At 67.0% G+C, this 22,553-nt stretch carries 19 protein-coding genes; 7 read left to right on the forward strand and 12 right to left on the reverse strand.

The features are described from left to right. Positions 1-2 precede the first annotated feature (2 nt). The 7 genes from folK to dksA form a co-directional block, all read right to left on the reverse strand. Complete coding sequence (gene folK / locus BLR75_RS12545; RefSeq protein WP_084312671.1) at positions 3-491, reverse strand: 2-amino-4-hydroxy-6-hydroxymethyldihydropteridine diphosphokinase; 489 nt, start codon at positions 489-491, stop codon at positions 3-5. After that, positions 488-1,888 carry a polynucleotide adenylyltransferase PcnB gene (locus tag BLR75_RS12550; protein ID WP_084312673.1) on the reverse strand — a complete coding sequence of 467 codons (1,401 nt, stop codon included), beginning with the start codon at positions 1,886-1,888 and terminating at the stop codon, positions 488-490. The genes folK and BLR75_RS12550 overlap by 4 nt, the downstream gene beginning before the upstream one ends. A gap of 774 nt (positions 1,889-2,662) precedes the next feature. Then, entirely contained in the window at positions 2,663-4,096 is a 1,434-nt protein-coding gene (locus BLR75_RS12555; protein WP_084312675.1) for a sigma-54-dependent transcriptional regulator, read from the reverse strand. A 25-nt stretch (positions 4,097-4,121) separates the two neighbouring features. Next, entirely contained in the window at positions 4,122-7,073 is a 2,952-nt protein-coding gene (locus BLR75_RS12560) for a sensor histidine kinase (RefSeq protein ID WP_084312677.1), read from the reverse strand. After that, positions 7,057-7,233: a hypothetical protein gene (locus BLR75_RS12565; protein WP_090416064.1), complete on the reverse strand. Its 177-nt coding sequence runs from the start codon at positions 7,231-7,233 to the stop codon at positions 7,057-7,059. The genes BLR75_RS12560 and BLR75_RS12565 overlap by 17 nt, the downstream gene beginning before the upstream one ends. A gap of 79 nt (positions 7,234-7,312) precedes the next feature. Next, positions 7,313-8,197, reverse strand: coding sequence for a tRNA glutamyl-Q(34) synthetase GluQRS (gluQRS, locus tag BLR75_RS12570; protein ID WP_084312678.1), 885 nt, complete (start codon positions 8,195-8,197; stop codon positions 7,313-7,315). 60 nt (positions 8,198-8,257) lie between these two features. After that, positions 8,258-8,701 (reverse strand): RNA polymerase-binding protein DksA, encoded by a 444-nt coding sequence (dksA, locus tag BLR75_RS12575; RefSeq protein WP_084312680.1) that lies wholly within the window; start codon positions 8,699-8,701, stop codon positions 8,258-8,260. Positions 8,702-8,891: 190 nt separating this feature from the next. Here dksA and BLR75_RS12580 point away from each other — a divergent pair, with 190 nt between their 5' ends. Together BLR75_RS12580 and sfsA are read left to right on the forward strand one after the other, a co-directional pair. Beyond that, positions 8,892-10,064 carry a pyridoxal phosphate-dependent aminotransferase gene (locus BLR75_RS12580; RefSeq protein WP_084312682.1) on the forward strand — a complete coding sequence of 391 codons (1,173 nt, stop codon included), beginning with the start codon at positions 8,892-8,894 and terminating at the stop codon, positions 10,062-10,064. Beyond that, positions 10,064-10,771 (forward strand): DNA/RNA nuclease SfsA, encoded by a 708-nt coding sequence (gene sfsA, locus BLR75_RS12585; RefSeq protein ID WP_084312684.1) that lies wholly within the window; start codon positions 10,064-10,066, stop codon positions 10,769-10,771. The genes BLR75_RS12580 and sfsA overlap by 1 nt, the downstream gene beginning before the upstream one ends. A 129-nt stretch (positions 10,772-10,900) precedes the next feature. Here the strand turns inward: sfsA and BLR75_RS12590 are convergent, their stop codons facing one another. Next, the gene (locus BLR75_RS12590) at positions 10,901-11,221 is read right to left on the reverse strand and encodes a Rieske (2Fe-2S) protein (protein WP_084312686.1); all 321 of its coding nucleotides are present in this window, start codon (positions 11,219-11,221) and stop codon (positions 10,901-10,903) included. Between the two features lie 86 nt (positions 11,222-11,307). Continuing rightward, the gene (locus BLR75_RS12595) at positions 11,308-13,512 is read right to left on the reverse strand and encodes a TonB-dependent hemoglobin/transferrin/lactoferrin family receptor (protein ID WP_084312688.1); all 2,205 of its coding nucleotides are present in this window, start codon (positions 13,510-13,512) and stop codon (positions 11,308-11,310) included. Between the two features lie 190 nt (positions 13,513-13,702). On the opposite strand from BLR75_RS12595, the gene BLR75_RS12600 reads away from it, so the two are divergent. The 5 genes from BLR75_RS12600 to BLR75_RS12620 are packed head-to-tail and all read left to right on the forward strand — an operon-like array spanning position 13,703 to position 18,371. After that, on the forward strand, positions 13,703-14,761 hold the full coding sequence (locus BLR75_RS12600) for a hemin-degrading factor (RefSeq protein WP_084312690.1): 1,059 nt from the start codon (positions 13,703-13,705) through the stop codon (positions 14,759-14,761). Between the two features lie 10 nt (positions 14,762-14,771). Further along, positions 14,772-15,662, forward strand: a complete 891-nt coding sequence (locus BLR75_RS12605) for a heme/hemin ABC transporter substrate-binding protein (RefSeq protein WP_084312692.1) — start codon at positions 14,772-14,774, stop codon at positions 15,660-15,662. 44 nt (positions 15,663-15,706) lie between these two features. Then, positions 15,707-16,693, forward strand: a complete 987-nt coding sequence (locus BLR75_RS12610) for a FecCD family ABC transporter permease (protein WP_255312801.1) — start codon at positions 15,707-15,709, stop codon at positions 16,691-16,693. Further along, positions 16,693-17,460: a heme ABC transporter ATP-binding protein gene (locus BLR75_RS12615; protein WP_084312696.1), complete on the forward strand. Its 768-nt coding sequence runs from the start codon at positions 16,693-16,695 to the stop codon at positions 17,458-17,460. Before BLR75_RS12610 ends, BLR75_RS12615 begins: the two co-directional genes overlap by 1 nt. An 11-nt stretch (positions 17,461-17,471) precedes the next feature. Beyond that, complete coding sequence (locus BLR75_RS12620; RefSeq protein WP_084312698.1) at positions 17,472-18,371, forward strand: ChaN family lipoprotein; 900 nt, start codon at positions 17,472-17,474, stop codon at positions 18,369-18,371. 1,149 nt (positions 18,372-19,520) lie between these two features. Here BLR75_RS12620 and BLR75_RS12625 read toward each other — a convergent pair. The 3 genes from BLR75_RS12625 to BLR75_RS12635 all read right to left on the reverse strand — a co-directional run bounded on the left by BLR75_RS12625 (position 19,521) and on the right by BLR75_RS12635 (position 22,430). Continuing rightward, positions 19,521-20,321 carry a Crp/Fnr family transcriptional regulator gene (locus BLR75_RS12625; RefSeq protein ID WP_084312700.1) on the reverse strand — a complete coding sequence of 267 codons (801 nt, stop codon included), beginning with the start codon at positions 20,319-20,321 and terminating at the stop codon, positions 19,521-19,523. A gap of 101 nt (positions 20,322-20,422) precedes the next feature. Further along, positions 20,423-20,695, reverse strand: coding sequence for a TfoX/Sxy family protein (locus BLR75_RS12630; protein WP_084312702.1), 273 nt, complete (start codon positions 20,693-20,695; stop codon positions 20,423-20,425). Between the two features lie 172 nt (positions 20,696-20,867). Continuing rightward, positions 20,868-22,430: a bifunctional aminoglycoside phosphotransferase/ATP-binding protein gene (locus tag BLR75_RS12635; protein WP_084312704.1), complete on the reverse strand. Its 1,563-nt coding sequence runs from the start codon at positions 22,428-22,430 to the stop codon at positions 20,868-20,870. Between the last annotated feature and the right edge of the window lie 123 nt (positions 22,431-22,553).

The following is a 22,553-nucleotide window of genomic DNA, read 5'->3' on the forward strand; positions in this document are numbered from 1 at the left end:
GTTCATCCGGGCAATCGCTCGATTCCTTCGAACGGACAGGCGGCCAGCATCTCCGCCAGCATCCGGCCGTCCGCCAGGCGCAGGTCCGGGGCCAGGTCGGCCAGTGGGTAGAGCACGAAGGCGCGCGCCTGCATGTGGTAGTGCGGCACGCGCAGGCGCGGCTCGTCGATCAGCCGCTCGCCGAACAGCAGGATGTCCAGGTCCAGCGTGCGCGGGCCCCAGCGTTCGTCCTTGCGGACCCGGCCCTGTTCCAGCTCGATCTTCTGCAGCGCGTCGAGCAGTTGCAGCGGCTCCAGCCCGGTATCCAGCGCGGCGACGGCGTTGACGTAGCGCGGCTGGTCCGGCGGACCGAGCGGATCGCTGGCGTAGAGCGGGGAAACGCCGGCCAGACGGCAGCCGGGGAGGGCGCCGATGGCGTCCAGGGCGGTTTCCAGTTGGCGGCGCGGCTCGGCGAGGTTGCTGCCGAGGCCGATGTAGACGCGCTCGCTCATTCGTCAGCGGCTCCCTCGCCGGCACCGCGCGGGCCGCGACGCCGGCGATTGCCGCCGCGACGGCGCTTGCGCGGGGCCGCGCCGTCTTCCTGGCTGGCGAGGCCGCGGATCATGCCGCGGCGTTCGCTGTCGCTGGCGTCCTGGTAGTCGGTCCACCAGTCGCCGAGGCCGCCGGTTTCCTCGCCGGCGCTCTCGCGCAGCAGGAGGAAGTCATAGCCGGCGCGGAAACGCGGGTTTTCCAGCAGCAGGTCGGCGCGCTTGCCCTGGCGGCGCGGCAGGCGTTCCTGCATGTCCCAGATCTCGCGGATCGGGATGGTGAAGCGCTTGGGAATCGCGGTGCGCTGGCACTGCTGGTAGACGATGTCCTGGGCCGCCTCCTGCATCGCCGGGATCGGCGGCATGCCGCGCTCCTGCAGCTGCAGCACGCGCGCGGGCAGGGCCGGCCAGAGCAGGGCGGCGAAGAGGAACGCCGGTGTTACCGGCTTGCCCTGGTGGATGCGCGCATCGGTATTGGCCAGCGCCTGGCGGATCAGCTTGCCGGTGTATTCGGGATCGCGTTCCAGGGCCTTGGCGCTGGCCGGGAACAGCGGGGCGAACAGGTCGTACTCGACCAGCAGTTCGAAGGTGCGCTCGGCATGGCCGCTGAGGAACAGCTTGAGCACTTCGTCGAACAGCCGCGCCGAGGGGATTTCCCGCAGCAGGTGGGCCAGGCGGCGGATCGGCTCGGCGCTGTGCTTCTCGATCTCGAAGTCGAGCTTCGCCGCGAAGCGCACCGCCCGCAGCATGCGCACCGGGTCTTCGAGGTAACGCTGCTCGGGCGTGCCGATCAGGCGCACCAGGCGGTTGCGGATGTCGCGCACGCCGCTGGCGTAGTCGAGGATGCGTTCGTTGGTGACGTCGAAGTACAGCGCGTTGATGGTGAAGTCGCGGCGCTGGGCATCGTCTTCCAGGGTGCCGTAGACGTTGTCGCGGAGGATGCGTCCGGCCTCGTTGCGCGACGCCTTGCTGCTGTCGCCGTCCTCGTCGTCCTGCGGATGGTGGGCGCGGAAGGTGGCGACCTCGATGATCTCGCGGCCGAAATGCACATGCACCAGCTTGAAGCGGCGGCCGATCACCCGCGCATTGCGGAATTCGGCGCGGACCTGCTCGGGCGTGGCGCTGGTGGCCACGTCGAAATCCTTCGGCGGGATGCCGAGCAGCGGGTCGCGCACGCCGCCGCCGACGATGTAGGCCAGGTAGCCGGCCTTCTGCAGGCGCTCCACCACGTTCACCGCGTTGCGGCTGAACTGCTCGCGCCGCAGCGCATGCTGGTGATTGCTGAAGACTTCCGGGGTAGTGCGGATGGCGCGCTGGCGGCGCAGCGGGGAACGGATGGACTGGATCAGCTTTTTCAGCATGGATGCACTAATCGGAAGCTTGTTGGATTGGGTTGCACGCTGGCGGCTCCGTGGCGATCGTGAGCGGGATGAGCTCGTATCGTCTGCCGTACCGCTTGCACGAGCAAGTGCGAGCGTGCCTCTCGGCAACCAATGGCGGCGTGTTCTATGCCGGCAAACGGCGCAGATTCTAGCATCCGGGGCGGAGATGGTGAACGAAAGCGGGAAATGCGGGGTAGGAAAGCGGCGGGGGAGGCAGAAGCTACTGGGGGAGCCGAAGCTCCCCCCCAAATAGGTGCGTGCTTTTATTTTTATTATTTGCCGGGCTTGTTGTTCTTGTTTGTCTACCCGTCCCGCGAGGCCAGTCGCCTCGGGGTTCCCCAGTTGTGGGGATGTGAATAGTTAACGGATTGCTTTGGTCGCTGAGCTACGGCGATCTTGCGATCCAACCAGTTTCGTCGCTGCCTCGGGGCAGTTTTATTGTTCTTCGACTGGTTGCGGGATTGCTCCCGGCTTTCACCCTTCTCCAAGGGAATCAGTTAGCTGCGCCTCCGCGATTTTGTTTTTGTTGTGCTGGAGTCGATACGTGTTGTTTTTATTGTCTTGTCTGTCGCTTGTTATTGTTGTTGTGCCAATACAGTAAGCAGGTGGCGTGCCAACTTTTTGAAATCCTTTATTTTCAATGGCTTGCGAGGAGTGGGTGGTTCCGTGAGGGCACAAAAAAGCCGGGTTCCCGTTACCGATGAACCCGGCTTCTGTTACGGCGCATGTCCGCGGTAACAGCTTGGCACGCTGTTACGAGTCGGCCGAGGCCCCCGATTTGCGCCGCGGAATGCCCAGGCGCTGGCGGCGTTCCCACAGGCATTTGCGGCTGATGCCGAGCTTGCGCGCCAGCTCGGTCTCGGTCATGTGGTCCTGGTGCTCGAGGACGAAGTGCTGGAAGTAGTCCTCCAGCGACAGGTCCTCGGTGGGTTCGAGGTTGGTGACGATGCTGGCGTTGCGGTTCTCCGGCTCCTCGCCCAGGTCGTCATCCAGGTCGTCGAGTTCGACGTCGATGCCCAGCAGGTCGGCGGGGATTTCCTGGCCCTCGCTGAGGATCACCGCGCGCTCGATGGCGTTTTCCAGTTCGCGCACGTTGCCCGGCCACGCGTAGTGGCGGATGGCCTGTTCCGCTTCGTGGGAGAAGCGCAGTTCGCTGCGCCCCATCTGCGCGCACTGGCGCGCCAGGAAGGAACGGGCGATTTCCATCACGTCGGCGCCGCGCTCGCGCAGCGGCGGCAGCTTCAGGGAAATCACGTGCAGGCGGTAATAGAGGTCCTCGCGGAACTGGCCGGTCTTGGCCAGCATCTTCAGGTCGCGGTGGGTGGCGGCGATCAGGCGCACGTCGACCTTCTGCGACTGCACCGAGCCGACCCGGCGGATCTCGCCTTCCTGCAGCACGCGCAGCAGGCGGGCCTGGGCTTCCAGCGGCAGTTCGCCGATCTCGTCGAGGAACAGGGTGCCGCCGTCGGCAGCTTCCACCAGGCCGGCGCGGCCGGCGCTGGCGCCAGTGAAGGCACCCTTCTCGTGGCCGAACAGTTCGGATTCGATCAGGGTTTCCGGGATCGCCGCGCAGTTCACCGAGATCAGCGGCGCCTTGGTGCGGCGCGACAGGTTGTGCAGGGCGCGGGCGACCAGTTCCTTGCCGGTGCCCGACTCGCCCTGGATCAGGACATTGGAGTCGGTCGGCGCGACCTTGCGGATCTTCACGAAGAGTTCCTGCATCGGCGCACAGGAGCCGATGATGCCGATCTCGCCGTCGATCTCCGCGGCGCTGCCGGCGGCGCGTTCGGCGGCCGGCTTGGCGCTGCCGCTGGCGGCCGGGGCGCTGCGGGCTTCCTGGCGGTCCTTGAGGATGCGCGCCACCGCCTGGAGCATCTCGTCATGGTCGAAGGGCTTGGCGATGTAGTCCACCGCGCCCATCTTCATCGAGTCGACCGCCGAGCGCAGGCTGGCGTAGCTGGTCATGATCAGCACCGGAGTGCCCTGCGCCAGCTTGATCAGTTCTGTGCCGGGCGCACCGGGCAGGCGCAGGTCGCTGACGATCATGTCGAAGGAGGGGATGCTGTAGCGCTCTTGCGCCTCCTGTACCGAGCCGGCCTCGCTGACCTGGTACTGGTTGCGCTCGAGCAACCGTCGCAGGGCGGAACGGATGATGGTTTCGTCTTCGACGATGAGGATATGTGCCATTTATTCAGCTCTCTCGACGTGCTCGTTACTGCTCGGCCGTCGGGCCAGGATGCCGCGGCAAGGTCACACGAATGCGGGTACCGCGCTCGTGTTCGGGGTCAGCCGGGCTGTCTATGGTGATCTGCCCATAATGCTCTTCCACGATCGAATAGACCAGCGCGAGCCCCAGGCCGGTTCCCTTGCCCGGATCCTTGGTGGTGAAGAACGGCTCGAACAGGCGATCGACGATCGCCTTGGGAATGCCGCTGCCTTCGTCTTCCACTATGAGGTCGATGGTCTGCTCCGATGCTTCGCTGCGTACGCGAATGGCGCCGCCGGGCGGGGAGGCATCGCGGGCGTTGGACAACAGGTTGATCAGTACTTGCGCCAGGCGCTGGGAATCGCCTTCCACCCAGTGGTCCGGGTCGCACAGGTTGTAGAACTGCACTTCGACGCTGCGCCGGTTCAGTGATAGCAGACTGATGGCCTCCTGGGCAACGTCGGCCAGGCACACCGGCTCCACATTCACCTGCTTGCCGCCGGCATGGGCGAAGCTCATCAGCGACTGGACGATGCGCGAGACGCGCTTGGTCTGCTCGAGGATCTGCCCGCTGATCTCCTTCAGCTCGCCGTCGCCCTCGCGCTCCTCGCGCAGGTTCTGCGCCAGGCAGGCGATGCCGGTGATGGGGTTGCCGATCTCGTGGGCGACCCCGGCGGCGAGGCGGCCGATGGAAGCCAGGCGTTCGGAATGGACCAGCTTGTCTTCCAGCGCCTGGGTCTCGGTGAGGTCCTCGACCAGCAGCACCAGGCCGCTGTTGCCCGGCGCCAGGGGTTCCTCGATCGCCGCCTTGTGCAGGTTGAGCCAGCGGACCTGCCCGTCGACGGACAGGCGCTGCTTGTGCAGGTGCTCGTCGCCGCAGTCGATGAAGTCTTCCAGCAGGCTGCGCCAGGGCTCGCCGAGGGCGGACAGGCGCGAGCCGACCACGCCCTGCGCGCTGACCCCGGTCAGCTCCTCCATGGCGCGGTTCCACATGAGGATTTCCTGGTCCTTGGCCAGCGAGCAGACGCCCATCGGCAGGTCCTGCAGGGTCTGCCGGTGGTAGCGGCGCAGGGCGTCGAGTTCCGCGGCGAGGCCGGTGAGGCGCGAGTGGTAGTCCTCCAGCCGGCTCTCGACGAAGTGGATGTCCTCGGTGACGTAGCTTTCGCTGCCGGCCTTGTAGGGCAGGAAGGTTTCCACGATGTCCTGGGCCACGCTCGGCCCCATCAGCCCGGACAGGTTCGCCTCGATGCGGTCGCGCAGGCGGCGCAGGGCGTAGGGGCGGCTCTCGTCGAAGCGCAGGTGCAGGTCGCGCAGGGCCTGTTCCACTTCCTTCTGCGCGGTCTTGGCGCCGAGCGGCTTGGCCAGCTGGCTGGCGAATTCCTGCGGCGAGCCGGCCAGCAGTGCGCGGCGCTGCGGACGGCGGACGTTGTCCACGGCACAGGCTTCGGCGGCGCTCTTTTCCTCGTCGCTGGCCTCGGTGAACAGCGAGACCAGGGTGAACACCAGCACGTTGGCCGCCAGCGAGGCGAGGGCGGCAAGGTGCCAGTTGCCTTCTTCGAGCACGTAGACCGAGCCGAACGCGGACAGCTGCAGGCCCGGCACGTCGCTCAGCAGCGGCAGCAGCAGGGTGATCGCCCACACCGCCATGCCGGCCAGCAGGCCGGCGATGAAGCCGCGGCGGTTGGCGGTCTGCCAGTACAGTACGGCCAGCGCGCCGGGGAGGAACTGCAGGGTGCCGACGAAGGAGACGATGCCCAGGTCCGACAGTTCCTGGTCGGCGCCGAGCAGGCTGTAGAAGGCGTAGCCGGCGAGGACGATGGTCACCACCAGCACGCGGCGGGTCCACTTCAGCCAGCGGTAGATGTTGCCCTCGGTGGGCGGCTGGTACAGCGGCAGCACCAGGTGGTTGAGCACCATGCCCGACAGCGCCAGGGTCATCACGATGATCAGCCCGCTGGCCGCCGAGACGCCGCCGATATAGGCGGCCAGCGCCAGGCCGGGGCTGTCGGCGGCGAGACCGAGGCCGAGGGTGAAGTAATCCGGATTCAGCGGCAGCCCGAGGTACAGGCCGGCCCAGAGGATCGGCGGCACCGCCAGGCTCATCGGCAGCAGGAGCAGCGGCAGGCCCCAACTGGCGCTGAGCAGCGAGCGCGGGCGGAGGTTCTCGGTGAAGCCCATGTGGAACATGTGCGGCATGACGATCGCCGAGGCGAAGAACATCAGCAGCAGGGTGCGCCACGGGCCTTCGGCGAGCGGCGTATGCAGGGTGTTGAGCGCCGACTGGTTCTGCATCAGCCAGAATTCCAGGCCGTCCGGGCCGTCGAACACGCCATACAGGGCGAACACACCGATGGAGCCGAGCGCCACCACCTTCACCAGGGACTCGAAGGCCATCGCCATGACCAGCCCTTCATGGCGCTCGCGGGTGGTGATGCGGCGGGCGCCGAAGAGGATGGCGACCAGGCTGATCAGCACACAGAAGGCCAGGCCGGCGTGGGGCTGGTCCGGCTGGCGGGTGAGCAGGCGGACGGAATCGGTCACCGCCTGGATCTGCAGGGCCAGCATCGGCAGCACGGCGATCAGCATGAACAGGGTGGTCAGCGCGCCGGCCCAGGTGCTGCGGAAGCGGAAGGCGAACAGGTCGGCCAGAGAAGAAAGCTGGAACGAGCGGGTGATGCGCAGCATCGGCGAGAGCAGCACCGGCGCCAGGAGGAAGGCGCCGGACACCCCGAGGTAGATCGCCAGGAAGCCGTAGCCGTACTCGTAGGCCAGCCCCACGGTGCCGTAGAACGCCCAGGCGCTGGCGTACACGCCCAGCGACAGGGTGTAGACCACCGGGTGGCGCACCAGCCAGCGCGGCACCAGGCCGCGTTCGGTGATCCAGGCGATGCCGAACAGGACCGCCAGGTAGATGGCGCTGATCAGGATCAGCTGGGCAAGGCTAAAGGTCGTCGACATCGCGCTGGCTCTGCAGGATGAAGGTCACGACGATCAGGATCAGCCACAGCAGATACGGGCGGTACCAGGCGCCGTTGGGAGCGGTCCACCAATCCATGATCGCGGGCGAGAACAGGTAGATGCCCACTACCAGGATCAGCACCAGTCGGTAGATGTACATGACATGCCTCTCGAAGTTCGGCCGGCAGGCTACAGGCAGCGGATATGCGCCGGCAAGGGAGCCGCCTGCCTTGAATAGCTTAGAGGCGCGCGTCCTCTATCGTCAGTCGGCGGGGAATGCGCGTGGCGTCCCAGTGCGCGGTGCCCCAGGCGAGTACCTCGTGCGGCATGGTCGCGGCCAGTTCGGCCGGCGGCTGCTGCCCCAGGGCGCGCAGGGCGCGGACCAGCAGCGGGCCGGCCCGGTCCGCCGGCAGCGGCGGGGAGCGGTAGGACTTGCCGAGCTTGTGGCCGTCCGGCTGGATGATCAGCGGCACGTGCAGGTAGCTCGGCTGCGGAAGGCCGAGCAGTTCCTGCAGGTAGAGCTGGCGCGGGGTGTTGTCCAGCAGGTCGGCGCCGCGGACGATGTCGGTCACGCCCTGCCAGGCATCGTCGGCCACCACCGCCAGCTGGTAGGCGTACAGGCCGTCGCGGCGGCGGATGATGAAGTCGCCGACCTCGCGGCCGAGATGCTGGCGGAACTCGCCCTGCACGCGGTCGACGAAGGCGTATTCCAGTTCCGGCACGCGGATGCGGATGGCCGCGTCTTCCAGGCCGTGGCCGGCGTTGCGGCAGGTGCCCGGATAGACGCCATGGCCACCGCCCAGCTGCTTGCGCGAGCAGGTGCAGGCGTAGGCCAGGCCGCTCTGCAGCCATTGCTGGATGACCGCCGCGTAGGCGTCGCCGCGCTCGCTCTGCCGCTCCACCGCGCCATCCCATTCGAAGCCGTAGCGCTCCAGGGTTTCCAGGATCGCCGCCTGGGCGCCGGGGACTTCCCGCGGCGGGTCGAGGTCTTCCATGCGCACCAGCCAGCGGCCGCCGACGGCGCGAGCGTCCAGGTAGGAGGCGACGGCGGCTACCAGCGAGCCGAAGTGCAGGTAGCCGCTGGGGGTCGGGGCGAAGCGGCCTACGTAGCGGGATGCGGACATGCGGTTTCTCGACACAAACGAAACGGGGCGCCGCAGCGCCCCGTCCGGGAATCGATCGACTCAGGAGCCGATCTGTTTTTCCTTGATTTCCGCCAGGGTCTTGCAGTCGATGCAGAGGGTGGCGGTGGGACGGGCTTCGAGGCGGCGGATGCCGATTTCCACGCCACACGAGTCGCACCAGCCGTAATCGTTGTCTTCGATCAGCTGCAGGGTCTCGTCGATCTTCTTGATCAGCTTGCGCTCGCGGTCGCGGGCGCGCAGCTCGAGGCTGAACTCTTCTTCCTGACTGGCGCGGTCGGCCGGGTCGGGGAAGTTCGCCGCTTCGTCCTGCATGTGGTGCACGGTGCGGTCCACTTCTTCCATCAGCTCAACCTTCCACTTGTTGAGGATTGAGGTGAAGTGGGCGCGCATGGGTTCACTCATGTACTCCTCGCCCTTCTTTTCCTGGTAGGGCTCGAAGCCACGAACAAGGTGGCTGCTCTGTTGCTTTGCTTTGGTGGGCATGGATGACCGCCTCTCACTCTCGCTAATCCAGTCGCGGATGATCCCTCTCCGGCATCGCCGGCCCCGCGCTTGCAAGCGGGCGAACTTACCAGATAGATAACCGTGATGCTACTCCCGGTTATCGAGCCTGCTGCCACCCGCTGATGGCTTGGTTAGAATCGCCTCTTTGTCCACAAGTTCGGAATGAATTATGGCCACTTCCTACAGTGCGCGCAGTCGCGCCATCGAGCCGTTCCATGTCATGGCGTTGCTGGCGCGCGCCAACGAGCTGCAGGCCGCGGGCCATGACGTCATCCACCTGGAGATCGGCGAGCCGGATTTCACCACCGCCGCGCCCATCGTCGCCGCCGGCCAGGCCGCCCTCGCCGCCGGGCACACCCGCTATACCGCCGCCCGCGGCATCCCGCAACTGCGCCAGGCGATCGCCGGCTTCTACGCCGCGCGCTACGGCCTGAGCATCGACCCGGAGCGCATCCTCGTCACTCCCGGCGGCTCCGGCGCGCTGCTGCTGGCCAGCAGCCTGCTGGTCGATCCGGGCAGGCACTGGTTGCTTGCCGATCCCGGCTACCCGTGCAACCGGCATTTCCTGCGCCTGGTGGAAGGCGCCGCGCAACTGGTGCCGGTCGGGCCGGAGAGTCGCTACCAGCTGACTCCCGAGCTGGTCGAGCGGCACTGGAATCATGACAGTGTAGGCGTTCTGGCGGCGTCGCCGGCGAATCCTACTGGCACTCTGCTGCATCGCGACGAGCTGGCCGCGCTGTCGGCCAGCGTGAAGGCGCGCGGCGGCCATCTGGTGCTGGACGAGATCTACCACGGCCTGACCTACGGCGTGGACGCGCCCAGCGTGCTGGAAGTGGACGACAGCGCCTTCGTCCTCAACAGTTTCTCCAAATATTTCGGCATGACCGGCTGGCGCCTGGGCTGGCTGGTGGCGCCGCCGGAAGCGGTGGCGGACCTCGAGAAGCTGGCGCAGAACCTCTACATCAGCGCGCCGAGCATGGCCCAGCACGCGGCGCTGGCCTGCTTCGAGCCGGCCACCCTGGAAATCCTCGAGCAGCGCCGCGGCGAATTCGCCCGCCGCCGCGACTTCCTCCTGCCGGCCCTGCGCGACCTCGGCTTCCGCATCGCCGTGGAGCCCGAGGGGGCCTTCTATCTATATGCCGATATCAGCGCATTCGGCGGCGATGCCTTCATGTTCTGCCGGCACTTCATCGAGACCGAACACGTCGCCTTCACCCCGGGGCTGGATTTCGGCCGCCACCTGGCCTCGCACCACGTGCGTTTCGCCTACACCCAGGACCTGGATCGCCTGCAGCAGGCGGTCGACCGCATCGCCCGCGGCCTGAAGAGCTGGCAGCCCTGATGCGGTTCCAGCCGGAATTGCAGGAGGGGCGCCTGCTGCGTCGCTACAAGCGCTTCCTCGCCGACATCGAGACCGCCGGTGGCGAGCGCCTGACCATCCACTGCCCGAACACCGGCTCGATGCTCAACTGCATGAGCGAGGGCTGCCGGGTGTGGTTCAGCCGCTCCGACGATCCCAGGCGCAAGCTGCCGGGCACCTGGGAAATCAGCGAGACGCCGCAGGGGCGGCTGGCCTGCGTGAACACCGGGCGCGCCAACCGCATCGTCGAGGAAGCGTTGCTCGGCGGAGTGATCGGGGAGCTGGCCGGCTTCACCGCGCTGCGCCGCGAGGTGGCCTACGGCGTGGAGAACAGCCGCGCGGACTTCCGCCTGGATTTCGCCGGCGAGCCGCTGTTCGTCGAGGTGAAGAGCGTCACCCTGGGCTTCGACGGCACGGCACTGGCGGCCTTCCCCGACGCCGTGACCACCCGCGGCGCCAAGCACCTGCGCGAACTGGCCGCGCTGGCCCGGCAGGGTGCGCGGGCGGTGTTGCTGTATTGCGTGAATCTCACCGGCATCGACGCGGTGCGCCCGGCGGAGGAAATCGACCCGCTCTACGCCGCGGCCCTGCGCGAGGCGCATACGGCGGGGGTGGAGGTGCTGGCCTATGGGGTCGAGCTGAGCCCGTTCGAAGTGCGGTTGCAGCGGCGGCTGGACGTGCATCTATAAGATGTAGGTGTGCGGTCGCGGGCATGGCCCGCTCCTACACGGGATTCGCGAGATACCAAGACAGTTGCTCCTACGGTTCGATGGGATGTCCGGGTAGGGCGCATAACGCAGCGTTATCCGCCGCGATGGTTACGCCCGTTCCACCCAGATCCCCCGCTCATCCTCCCGGCACTCCAGCGCTTCGAGCACTTCGCCGAAGCACGGCCCCTGGATGCATTCGCCGGATTCGATGAGGAACAGCGCGCCGTGATGGGCGCAGCGCAGCAGGTTGCCGCTGTCGTCGAGGAAGCGGTCGTCTTCCCATTCCAGCGGGATTTCGCGATGCGGGCAGCGGTTGCGGTAGACATGGACCTGTCCGCGCTTGCGTACCGCGAGCACGGCCAGTTTGTCGATACGGAAGCCGCGGCTCTGGCCTTCGGCCAGTTCATCCGGGCGGCACAGCAGGATCATCGGGAGGTCTCCGGTCGGGAGCGGCATTATCGCCTTCCCGACACAGAGGCCAAGAGGGGCACGTCCATGTGCGAAGAGGTTGCTCGTCAGATTTCCCAGACGATATTGGCGGCGGCGTAGCGGCCCGGCTGCGTCAGGCGGCCGAGTTGCGGGCTGGTTTCGGTGAAGCCGCGCACGTCGCCCCACTGCCAGTACTTCTTGTCGGTCAGGTTGAACAGGCCGACGTTGAGGGTCACGCCCTCGCCAAGGCGCACGTAGCTGTTGAGGTCGAGCAGGCCGTAGCCGCCCGGCTTGTACTGGTTGGCCACTTCGCTGTCGTCGATGCGCTCCTTGCCCTGCACCAGGGTCCAGGCCAGCTCGCTGCCGAAACGGCCGCTCGGGGCGTCGTAGCCGAGGCCGAACACGCCGCGCAGCGGGTCGACGCTGTTGAGCGGTTCGCCGTTTTCCTCGTTCTTGCCACGGGCATAGGAAACCGCGCCGCGCAGGTAGGTGCCGGCGGGCATGCCGATCGCCTTGTCCAGTTGCAGATCGCCACGCGCCTCGGCGCCGCGGATGGTGACCTTGTCCAGGTTGACGGACTGGAAGGTCATGAGGCCGTTGCCGGTCGGGTCGTTGGGCAGGACGACCTGCTCGATGAAGTCGTCGTAGCGGTTGTAGAAGCCGGCGACGCCGAAGCTGCCCATGTCGAACTTGCCGCGCAGGCCGATCTCGTAGCTGTCGCTGGTTTCCGGCTTCAGGCTGGTGTTGGCGATGGTCTGGTAGCCGAAGTCGACGTTGATGAACTCGCCGAAGATGTCGATCGCTTCCGGCGCGCGGAAACCGGCGGCGTACTGGCCGTAGGCGCTGTAGTTGTCGTTGAAGCGGTAGGTCACGCCGAATTTCGGCGAAACGGCATGGTCGCTGAAGTTGGACGGATCGGCGTCCACCGGGTTGCTGTTCAGGTAGCGCTGGGTGACGTGCGGTTTCAGTTCGTAGTAGTCGTAGCGCAGGCCCGGCAGCAGGGTCCAGTCGCCGATCTCGATGCTGTCCTGGATGAACGCGGCGTATTCGTTGGTGACCGGGTCCGGGAAATCGCTGAGCGGCATGGTTTCCGCGCCGGGCCCCGGCGGGACGGGCAGGCCGGTATCGCGGAAGGTTTCGCCGCCCTTGCGCAGGTCGCTGTTCTCGGTGCGCTTGGCGTCGAAGCCGTAGATCAGGTGATGGCTGGTGTCGCTCAGCTGGAAGCGCTTGTCCATCTGCGAGTTCAGCGCCCACAGCTCTTCCTGGTACTTCGAGTCGCGGGTGCGGTCGCGCAGGCGGCCGGCGCTGAGGCGTTCCTGGAAGGTTTCCTGGCGGATCTGGCTATCCTGATGGCTCAGCTGCCATTGCACCTGGTCGGCCAGCGGGCTGCTGACCTGGAAGCGGTGGTTCAGGCTGATGCGCTCGCGGTCGGTGCTGTCGGTGGCCAGCGAACTGTGGATGGCGCTGGTGATGTCGCTGAGCACGTCGGTGTCGGCGTCGTCGGCGTAGCGCTCGTAGGTCAGCTGTACGCGGTCGCCTTCCTTGTAGTCCCAGCCGACCTTGGCCAGCAGGTTGTCGGTGTCGAAGTCCACCGGGTTGGCGTCTTCGCGGGCCGAGCCGACGCCGCCGCGACCGCCGAAGGATTCGGTTTCGTTGCCGCTGCGGCGGCTGACGGTGAGCAGGCCGTCGACCGGGCCGCTGCGGCCGGCGAAGGTCGCGCTGCCCAGCCAGGCTTCGTCGGAGCCGTCGAAGCCGGTCTTGAAGCGGGCGTAGACGTCGTCGCCGTCTCCCAGGTAGTCGGCCGGGTCCTTGGTGATGAAGCTCACCGCGCCGCCGATGGCGTCGCTGCCGTACAGCGAGCTGGCCGGGCCGCGGAGGATCTCGACGCGCTTCACGGTGTCGAGGTCGATGTAGTTGCGGCGCGCGTCGAGGAACGGGCCGAAGGCGAAGGCCGCGGGCACGCCGACGCCGTCGATCTGGGTCAGTACGCGGTTGCCGTCGATGCCGCGGATGTTGAAGCCGGACAGGCCGAAGCGGCTCCCCGTGCCGCTGACCGACACGCCCGGCTCGTAGCGCACCAGATCCTTGATGTTGTTCGCATTGGTGCGGTCGATGTCCTGTTCCGTCTGCACGGTCACGGTGCTGGGGACGGCGTCGATCGGCTGCTCGGTGCGGGTGGCGGTGATCGTGGTTTCCCCCAGGGAAACCGCGTCGTTCGCCAGGACCAGAGAGGGACTCAGCAACAGCAGGCCCAGCCAGTGGCGGCGGGCGAAAGGCGGAGTGATCGACATGAAGGCACCTTGTGTTTTCTAGGAAGTGGCAAATGGCCGGTCTTTAGGAATCGGAGGAGACGGTAATTGTTTGCGAATACAAATGCAAATAATTATCAAATAGATTTTATGCATCGGATATGGCAAAGTGCGTCCATGCCGCCATTGCGGCCACAGGGACCCCAGAGAACGAAACGAGGAAAGATCCGTGATGAATACCCCGACCCAACCGCACGCTTCCGAGCTTTATGGTGCCTGGCAGGCCCTGCGCGCCGAGCAGCCGCACCTGCGCGCCCGCGACGCCGCGCTGCGCCTGGAGGTGAGCGAGGCCGAACTGGTCGCCAGCCGTCTCGGGGTGGACGCCGTGCGCCTGCGCCCGGAATGGAGCGCGCTGCTGCCGGCCCTCGGCGAGCTGGGCCCGATCATGGCGCTGACCCGCAACGAGCACTGCGTGCACGAGCGCAAGGGCCCGTACCGCGACGTGACCGTCTCCGCGGGCGGGCAGATCGGCCTGGTGGTGTCCCCGGACATCGACCTGCGCCTGTTCCTCGCCGGCTGGAGCAGCGTGTTCGCCATCGCCGAGGAAGGCGAGCGCGGCACCCAGCGCAGCATCCAGATCTTCGACGCCCAGGGCACCGCCGTGCACAAGGTGTTCCTCACCAACCGCAGCCAGGAAGAAGCCTGGGCGCCGCTGGTCGAGCGCTTCCGTGCCGAAGAACAGTCCGCCGATCTCGACCTGCGTCCCGCCGAGCCGAAGAAGGCCGCGCGCCCGGACGAGCAGATCGACGCCGCCAGCCTGAAGGAAGGCTGGGCCGCGCTGAAGGACACCCACCACTTCTTCGCGCTGTTGAAGAAGCATGAGGTCGAGCGTACTCAGGCGCTGCGCCTGGCCGGCCGCGAGTGGGCCGAGCCGCTGGACGCCGCCGAGCTGCCGCGCCTGTTCGAGGCCGCCGGCGAGAAGCAGCTGCCGATCATGGTCTTCGTCGGCAACCAGCATTGCATCCAGATCCACACCGGCACCGTCAGCAACCTGAAGTGGATGAACGACTGGTTCAACGTGCTCGATCCGGAATTCAACCTGCACCTGAAAACCCCAGCGGTGCGCGAGCTGTGGCGCGTGCGCAAGCCGAGCAGCGACGGCGTGATCACCAGTTGGGAAGCCTTCGACGAGGACGGCGAGCTGATCATGCAGGTATTCGGCGCCCGCAAGCCGGGCATCCCGGAGCGCGACGACTGGCGCGCCCTGGCCGAATCCTTCGCGGCGCAGTAAGGAGACGGCGATGCGCGGGAAACGCCTGCTGTTCGGACTGTTCGCCGCCCTCTGCGTCGGCGGCAGTGCCCTGGCGGAGAGCCTGCCGCAGCGCTGGGTCAGCGCTGGCGGTTCGCTGAGCGAATGGGTGGTCGCCCTCGGTGGCGAAGCGAAGCTGGTGGGTGTCGATACCACCAGCCTGCACCCGGCCAGCCTCAAGTCGCTGCCGAAGATCGGCTACCAGCGCCAGTTGGCGGCCGAAGGCATCCTCGCCCTGCGTCCGGACGTGCTGCTCGGCACCGAGGAAATGGGGCCGCCGCCGGTGCTGCAGCAGTTGCGCGCGGCGGGCGTGCGCATCGAGACGCTGCCCGCGCATGCCGACCTGCAGACCCTGCAGGGCAACCTCAAGCGCATCGGCGAACTGCTCGGCCAGCCCGAGCAGGCCGCCAGGGTGGCCGCGAACTTCCAGCGCCAGCTGGATGGCCAGGCCGCCTGGGTGAGCAAGGCGCAGCAGGGCAGGCAGGGGCCGGGGGTGATCCTGCTGGTCGGGCATGCCGGCGGCAACCTGCTGGTGGCCGGCCAGGACACTTCGGCCGACTGGATCCTGCAGCGGGCCGGCGGGCGCAACCTGGTTGCGCACAAGGGCTACAAGAACCTGTCGACCGAGGCGCTGACCGCGCTGGACCCGGAAGTCGTGGTGCTGGCCGACCGCAGCCTGGAGGACGAGGCGGCGAAGGCCGCGCTGGTCAGGCAGAACCCCGGGCTGGCGGCGACCCGCGCGGTGCGTGACGGCCGCCTGATCAGCCTGGATCCGACCCTGCTGGTGGGCGGTCTCGGCCCGCGGGTGCCGGATGCGCTGGCGAGGCTGTCCCATGCCTTTTATCCTTCCGCGCAACCCCTGATATCGGAAGGCCGTCCTTGACCCAGGTTGTTCCCGCTCGTCCCCTACTGATCGCCCTGGTTTCGCTGCTTCTACTGGTCCTCTGGCTGTCGCTGGCCATGGGACCGGTCAGCCTGCCGCTGGGCGACACCCTGACCGCACTGCTGCGCCTCGTCGGCGCGCCGCTGTCCATCGATAGCAGCCAGGCCGAACTGATCGTCGGCCAGATCCGCCTGCCGCGCACCCTGATGGGGATGGCGGTGGGCGGCGTGCTGGCGCTTTCCGGCGTGGCCATGCAGGGCCTGTTCCGCAACCCGCTGGCCGACCCCGGGCTGGTCGGCGTATCCAGCGGCGCTGCGCTGGGTGCGGCGATCGCCATCGTCTTCGGCGCCGCCATCGGCGGCCTGCCGGAGGCGTTCTCGCCGTATCTGCTGTCGGTCAGCGCCTTCGCCGGCGGCCTGCTGGTGACCTGGCTGGTCTACCGGCTGGGCCGGCACAACGGCCAGACCAGCGTGGCGACCATGCTTCTCGCCGGCATCGCCATGACCGCGCTGGCCGGCGCGCTGATCGGCCTGTTCACCTACCTGGCCGACGACGCGACGCTGCGCACCCTGACCTTCTGGAACCTCGGCAGCCTCAACGGCGCCAGCTACCCGCGGCTGTGGCCGCTGCTGCTGATCACGCTGCTGGTAGCCTGCTGGCTGCCGCGCCGGGTGGATGCGCTGAACGCGCTGCTGCTCGGCGAGTCCGAGGCGCGTCATCTCGGCTTCGACGTCGAGCGCCTGAAGCTGGAGCTGGTGCTGTGCACCGCGCTGGGCGTCGGCGCGGCGGTGGCGGCGGCCGGCATGATCGGCTTCATCGGCCTGGTGGTGCCGCACCTGCTGCGCCTGATCGTCGGCCCTGACCACCGCATCCTGGTGCCGGCCTCGATGTTCGGCGGGGCTATCCTGCTGCTGTTCGCCGACCTGCTGGCGCGCCTGGCGCTGGCGCCGGCGGAGCTGCCGATCGGCATCGTCACCGCGATGATCGGCGCGCCGTTCTTCCTTTATCTGCTGATGCGGGGACGTTCCTGATGCTGCGCGCCGAGAATCTGCTGGTGCGGCGCGGCCGCACCACCGTGCTGCAGGGCGTATCCCTGGAACTGCAACCGGGCGAGGTGCTCGGCGTGCTGGGGCCGAACGGCGCCGGCAAGAGCACCCTGCTGGGCGCGCTGAACGGCGAACTGGGAACCGCCGAAGGGCGGGTGACCCTGGCCGGCCAGGAACTGTCGGCGTGGAAGGGCACCGCCCGTGCACAGCGCCTGGCGGTGCTGCCGCAGTCCTCGACGCTGAACTTCGGCTTCGCCGTGGAATCGGTGGTCGGCTTCGGCCGCCTGCCCCACGACAGCGGCCGCCAGCGCGACCAGGAAATCATCGCCGAGGCCCTGCGTGCGGCGGATGCCAGCCATCTGGCCGGGCGCAGCTACCTGTCGCTGTCCGGCGGCGAACGCCAGCGCGTGCACCTGGCGCGGGTGCTGGCGCAGCTCTGGCCGGGCAGCGCCGAGCAGGTGCTGCTGCTGGACGAGCCGACCTCGATGCTCGACCCGCTGCACCAGCACACCATCCTGCATGCCGTGCGCGAATTCGCCGGCCGCGGGGCGGCGGTGCTGGTGATCCTGCACGATCTCAACCTGGCGGCACGCTACTGCGACCGGCTGTTGCTGCTGCGCGACGGTCGTCCGCACCTGCTCGGTCGTCCGGACGAGGTCCTGCGTCCGGAACCTCTGCGTGAAGTTTTCGGTCTGGACGTTCTCGTCCAACGTCATCCCGAGCGCGGTCATCCGCTGATCGTCGCCCGCTGAAAGGAATCCCCATGCGTCTCCTTGCACTCGCTTCCGTGCTATTCCTCGCTGCCTGCCAGAGCATTTCCCCTTCCAAGGCGCCGCCGCTGCCGGAGTGGCAGAGCCCTGAAGGCCGCGACAGCGCCGATCTCGGCGTGATCCGCGACCTGCGCAGCGGCGCCGAACTGACCCCGGCGCAACTGCTCGACCGCCTGGCCGGCGCACCGCGCGTGCTGGTCGGCGAGCAGCACGACAATCCCGACCACCATGCCCTGGAGTTGTGGCTGGCGCAGGGCCTCGCCGAGCGCCGTCCGCAGGGCAGCATCCTGATGGAGATGATCAACCCGGACCAGCAGCAGCGCGTGCTGCGCGCCCAGGCGGGAACCGCCGCGGGGGAGCCGCCGGCCGACCTGCAGAAGGCGCTGGCCTGGCAGAAGGGCTGGGACTGGTCGCTGTACGGGCCGCTGGTCGGCTGGCTGGTGGAACAGCCGGCGCCGCTGCTGTCGGCCAACCTGGACCGCTCGGAGATCACGCGCATCTACAGGTCCCCCAGGAAGCTGCCGGGCAAGGTCTCGACCACTGCCGAGGTGCGCAAGGCGTTGCAGGAGGATATCCGCGAATCCCATTGCGGCCTGCTGCCGAAGAAGCAGATCCCGGCGATGCTGGCGGTGCAGCAGCAGCGCGACCGGCGCATGGCCGAACAGCTCAAGCGCGCCCCGCAGCCGGCTTTGCTGTTCGCCGGCGGCTTCCACGTGCGCCGCGACCTGAGCGTGCCGCTGCACCTGCAGGACCTCGGCGCGGAGGAGGGCGCCCGGGTGCTGATGCTGGCCGAGGTCGGCAAGCCGGTCAGCCAGGCCCAGGCCGACTACGTCTGGTACACCCCGGCCCTGCCGCCGCAGGATCACTGCGCGAAGATCAGGAAGAAGCCGTAAGGGCCTCATCGCTCCCGGACGCTCCTGCGTCCGCCTGGAAGCAAATGGCGCGGCTCGGCGTAGGAGCGGGCCATGCCCGCGACCTATCTCCGCACCAGAACATCACGCGCATTCCCGACCGTTCCCACACTCCCGTGCGGGAACCCATCCGGGGACGCTCTGCGTCCCTCGAAAGCTGCATTCCCACGCGGGAGCGTGGGAATGATAAGGAACCGTGTAGGGACCATGCCCGCTCCGGCAGGCCGCTTTCCCGCAGGCAAAAAAAGACCCGGCAAGAGCCGGGTCGAAAACCGTGATTAGCCTGATGAGGAGATAATCTGAAGAAATCCGACTGCGTTTGAATCTCTCAGCTTATCGGCTGGCCTCGCGGCCAGGTGAGGTAATAATAACAATTCTCATTTTCACGTCAACAATATTTTTCAATTCGTTGAGATTTGTAAATTCCATCGGGGCGGGGTTCATCCCCGGGACGCTCCTGCGTCCGCCCGGACGCGAATGGTGCGTTTTTCATGGTTCCCATGCTCCCGCGTGGTAACCCCTCCGGGGACGCTCCGCATCCCATCGACGCGGGAGCGTCGAGAGCTGCATTCCCACGCAGGAGCGTGGGCACGATAGGGGTGGGCGACGTTGTAGCGCCATGGCCAATCGTTGGTGTAGGGCGGATGAAGCGGAACGTTTCATCCGCCGACAAGACCACGCCGCTGGGATGGCGGATAACGCTGGCGCGTTATGCACCCTACGCAGGGTGGTCGTGCAGAACCTGTAGGAGCAACTGTCTTGGTATCTCAGCGCATTTTGTTCGCGAGCAAGCTCGCAGCGGGAACGTGCCTGTAGGAGCGAGCTCGCTCGCGAATCCTGTGTAGGAGCGGGCCATGCCCGCGACCGTCCCCGCAGCGGAATACCACGCCGCTCCGGCAGGTCACTTTCCCGCAGGCAAAAAAAGACCCGGCAAGAGCCGGGTCGAAACCGTGATTAGCCTGATGAGGAGATAATCTGAAAGGTCCGACTGCGTTGGGTCTCTCAGCTTACCGACCAGTCTCGCGACCAGCTGAGTTAATAATAACAATTCTCATTATCGAGTCAAGCGCTGTGCGCAACTTTTCTTCCGCGGGGCGCTTCGACAGCGCCGGCGCGTCCGTAGCGGGGGATTCAGGCGAGGTTGGTGTGCTGGCGCAGCCGCGTCACTTCCTTGTTCAGCAGGTCGATGCGGCGGGCCATGCTTTCCACCAGGCTGTGGGCGATGCGCGGATTGCTCTGCATCAGGTTGAGGAACTGGTCCTTGGGAATCAGCATCACCGTGCAGGGCTCGCTGGCGATCACCGTGGCGCTGCGTTTCTCGCCGGTGAAGACGGCCATGGCGCCGAAGATCTCGTCCTTCTGCACGTCGCCGACCTTCTGCCCGTCGACGTAGGCATCGGCGTGCCCCTCGATGATGATGAACACGTGCTGGGCATCGTCGCCCTGCTGGATCAGCTGGTCGCCGGTGGCGAAATGCTGGAAGCCGGTGGAAGGGTGGATGTCCGGCTGCTTGAGGTGGGCGAGCGCTTCGGAGAGCAGCACGGTGTGGCCCAGCAGGTAGTGCAGGAACTGCTCCTGGCGCTGTTCGCTGGCGTGCAGGTGACGGAACACTTCGCTGCGCGAGTAGGGAATCAGGCACAGCGGTTCGTCGCTGCTGTAGCGGCAGGGCGGCAGGTCGACGCCCTGCCGCAGGCCGACGAGGTCGCCCTCCTGCAGATAGAACAGCGGCCGTTCATCGACCAGTGCATGCAGCAGGCCGTTCTCGATCAGGAAAAGCTGGTTGTTGGGCAGTTCTGCGCCCAGGTCTTCGGTGCGCTCGAGGCGGATGGGCTCGGCGCAGGGCGCCAGGCCGGCCAGGAATTGGCTCGGGATGCGCTGCAGGTGATTGATCAACTGGTCGGCATAAGCCGGTTGTTCACCGAGTAGGTACATAGCCGTTATTCCTTGAACTGGCTGTCGAGGGCGTACGAATGCCCTTGGAACGATAGGCGTGTCGGACTCGGCGGTAAATGTTTTCCTACACCTGCTGTGAGCTAGCTCTTGTTCCTCGTCGGAAATGTCTCCAATTCTCCGAGAAGGGCGGCCTTGTGGGCTGCAGGCAGGTCGTTCCAGTGCACGTCCAGCAACGCCCCTTCGATGGCGTACAGCAGCACCTTGGAAGCCCGGAACCCGCGCGCCCTGACCGCGCGGTAGGCACCGACGGCGCCCAGGCGGCGCAGGTCGGAAGCGGTGTGGATGCCAACGGCATGCAGCCATTGGGCCGAGGTTTTGCCGAGGTTCTTCAGCAGCAGCAGTTCGTCGTTCATCTCGATCCTTGCGATGGGCACGATTGGCAGTGTGAAGGCACACCGGCCGTGAACTGCTACCGACGGCTGGGCGCTTGCTGGAAGTGTAGCGGCCAGTCCGGAAAGTGTGGCGTTCTGATGTCGCTGGACGGCGTGCCACGCATGGCGCCGCCGTCCGCTGCGGGAGAGGGGGTCAGAGGTTGGGCAGGCGCTGACGGATGCTTTCCACCAGTCCGTCCAGGCTGGCGGCGTCGGGAGTGTCGACGCGCCTGCTGTGCGCCTGTTCCTCGGCGCTCAGCGGCTCGCGGCTGGCCTGCTGGGAGTGGATGACGTCCAGCGTGGCGTCGGACGGGTCGCTGCCTTCCGCCTGGCGCTGGGCGAGCCAGCCGGCGAGCACGCTTTCCGGCGCTTCGCAGTCGAGGATCAGGAAGGGCACGCCGGTTTCCTCGGCGACCTCCCAGGCCGCGGCGCGTTGCGCCTGCTTGAGATAGGTGGCGTCGAGCACTACCGGGTAGCCGGCGCGGAGAATGCCGCCGGCCAGCTGGTGCAGGTGCTGGTAGGTCGCTTCGCTGGCGCCGGGGGAATAGATGCCGGCGCCCAGTTGGTCCTGGCTGTCCGCCTTCTGCTCGCCGAACAGGCGCTTGCGTTCGACGTCGGAACGCAGGCGGATGGCGCCCAGCGCTTCGACCAGGCGCAGTGCCACCTGGCTCTTGCCCACCGCCGAGACGCCGTGGGTGATCGCCAGGAAGGGCGAGGGGATGGCGCTGTAGCTTTCCGCCAGGTTGGCGTAGTTGCGGTACTGGCGCAGGGTCGCGGCCTTCTGCACCGCGTCGCTCAGGTGCGCCAGGCTGAACAGCGCGATCTTGGCGCGGACCAGGGCGCGGTAGGCCTTGTAGAAGTTCAGCAGTTCCAGCGCCTGGTAATCGCCGGTGTATTCCAGGTACTGGCTGACGAAGCGCCGCGAGTGGCATTTCAGGCCGCGGTCTTCGAGGTCCATGGCGAGGAAGGCGAAGTCGGCGGTGACGTCGGTGAAGCGGAACGGTTCGTTGAATTCGATGCAGTCGAACAGCACCACGCGCTCGTCGATGATCGCGGCATTGCCCAGGTGGATGTCGCCGTGGCATTCGCGGATGAAGCCGTTCGCCTTGCGCGCCTGGAATACCGGAAGCAGGCGCTCGAAGGAGGTTTCCGCCCAGGCTTCCAGGGCGTCCAGCTGCTGCAGGTCGGCCTTCTCGGTGAGCAGCGGACGGATCTGCTCGAAGTTCTGCCGCACCGGCGCCATGCAGGCTTCCGGGGTGCCCAGCGGGTTTTCCTGGGGGACCTGCGGCGTGCGCTGGTGGAAATCGGCGATCTGCTGGGCCAGGGCGTCGATATGCGCCGAGCTCAGCTCGCCGCGGGCCTGGACGTCGCTGAGCAGGCCGGTCTGGGAGAACTCGCGGCACTTCAGCAGGTATTCGATGGCCGGGCCGTCGCCGCCCAGCACGGGGGCTTCTTCACTGCCGGTGATCGGCAGGACTTCCAGGTACAGGCCTTCGGTGAGGCGCTGGTTGAGGCGCAGCTCTTCCTCGCAGAAATGCTTGCGCGCTTCCAGGCTGGTGAAGTCGAGGAAGCCGAAGTTCACCGGCTTCTTGATCTTGTAGGCATAGCGGCCGGTGAGCAGGACCCAGGAGATGTGGGTTTCGATCAGTCGGAAACTCTCCACCGGGTGCGGAAAGAGGGCCGGGTTCTGCAGGGCGGCAATCAGCGTCTGGCTCACGGCGGGTCCTTGGTCATCTGTATTGGAAAGCGTCGCATTATGGCGGCTGGGGCGGGCTGTGCAAACTTTGCCGCGCGTCGGCAACCAATCGACGGGCGGCTGGTCGAAGCTCCGACGGGCCCG

The organism is Pseudomonas jinjuensis (assembly GCF_900103845.1).
Lineage (GTDB): Bacteria > Pseudomonadota > Gammaproteobacteria > Pseudomonadales > Pseudomonadaceae > Pseudomonas > Pseudomonas jinjuensis.

What these genes read in the sequence shown, in the direction of transcription:
- folK (WP_084312671.1), bottom strand. Translation starts at nt 491, where the DNA reads ATGAGCGAGCGCGTCTACATCGGCCTCGGCAGCAACCTCGCCGAGCCG.
- BLR75_RS12550 (WP_084312673.1), bottom strand. Translation starts at nt 1,888, where the DNA reads ATGCTGAAAAAGCTGATCCAGTCCATCCGTTCCCCGCTGCGCCGCCAG.
- BLR75_RS12555 (WP_084312675.1), bottom strand. Translation starts at nt 4,096, where the DNA reads ATGGCACATATCCTCATCGTCGAAGACGAAACCATCATCCGTTCCGCC.
- BLR75_RS12560 (WP_084312677.1), bottom strand. Translation starts at nt 7,073, where the DNA reads ATGTCGACGACCTTTAGCCTTGCCCAGCTGATCCTGATCAGCGCCATC.
- BLR75_RS12565 (WP_090416064.1), bottom strand. Translation starts at nt 7,233, where the DNA reads ATGTACATCTACCGACTGGTGCTGATCCTGGTAGTGGGCATCTACCTG.
- gluQRS (WP_084312678.1), bottom strand. Translation starts at nt 8,197, where the DNA reads ATGTCCGCATCCCGCTACGTAGGCCGCTTCGCCCCGACCCCCAGCGGC.
- dksA (WP_084312680.1), bottom strand. Translation starts at nt 8,701, where the DNA reads ATGCCCACCAAAGCAAAGCAACAGAGCAGCCACCTTGTTCGTGGCTTC.
- BLR75_RS12580 (WP_084312682.1), top strand. Translation starts at nt 8,892, where the DNA reads ATGGCCACTTCCTACAGTGCGCGCAGTCGCGCCATCGAGCCGTTCCAT.
- sfsA (WP_084312684.1), top strand. Translation starts at nt 10,064, where the DNA reads ATGCGGTTCCAGCCGGAATTGCAGGAGGGGCGCCTGCTGCGTCGCTAC.
- BLR75_RS12590 (WP_084312686.1), bottom strand. Translation starts at nt 11,221, where the DNA reads ATGATCCTGCTGTGCCGCCCGGATGAACTGGCCGAAGGCCAGAGCCGC.
- BLR75_RS12595 (WP_084312688.1), bottom strand. Translation starts at nt 13,512, where the DNA reads ATGTCGATCACTCCGCCTTTCGCCCGCCGCCACTGGCTGGGCCTGCTG.
- BLR75_RS12600 (WP_084312690.1), top strand. Translation starts at nt 13,703, where the DNA reads ATGAATACCCCGACCCAACCGCACGCTTCCGAGCTTTATGGTGCCTGG.
- BLR75_RS12605 (WP_084312692.1), top strand. Translation starts at nt 14,772, where the DNA reads ATGCGCGGGAAACGCCTGCTGTTCGGACTGTTCGCCGCCCTCTGCGTC.
- BLR75_RS12615 (WP_084312696.1), top strand. Translation starts at nt 16,693, where the DNA reads ATGCTGCGCGCCGAGAATCTGCTGGTGCGGCGCGGCCGCACCACCGTG.
- BLR75_RS12620 (WP_084312698.1), top strand. Translation starts at nt 17,472, where the DNA reads ATGCGTCTCCTTGCACTCGCTTCCGTGCTATTCCTCGCTGCCTGCCAG.
- BLR75_RS12625 (WP_084312700.1), bottom strand. Translation starts at nt 20,321, where the DNA reads ATGTACCTACTCGGTGAACAACCGGCTTATGCCGACCAGTTGATCAAT.
- BLR75_RS12630 (WP_084312702.1), bottom strand. Translation starts at nt 20,695, where the DNA reads ATGAACGACGAACTGCTGCTGCTGAAGAACCTCGGCAAAACCTCGGCC.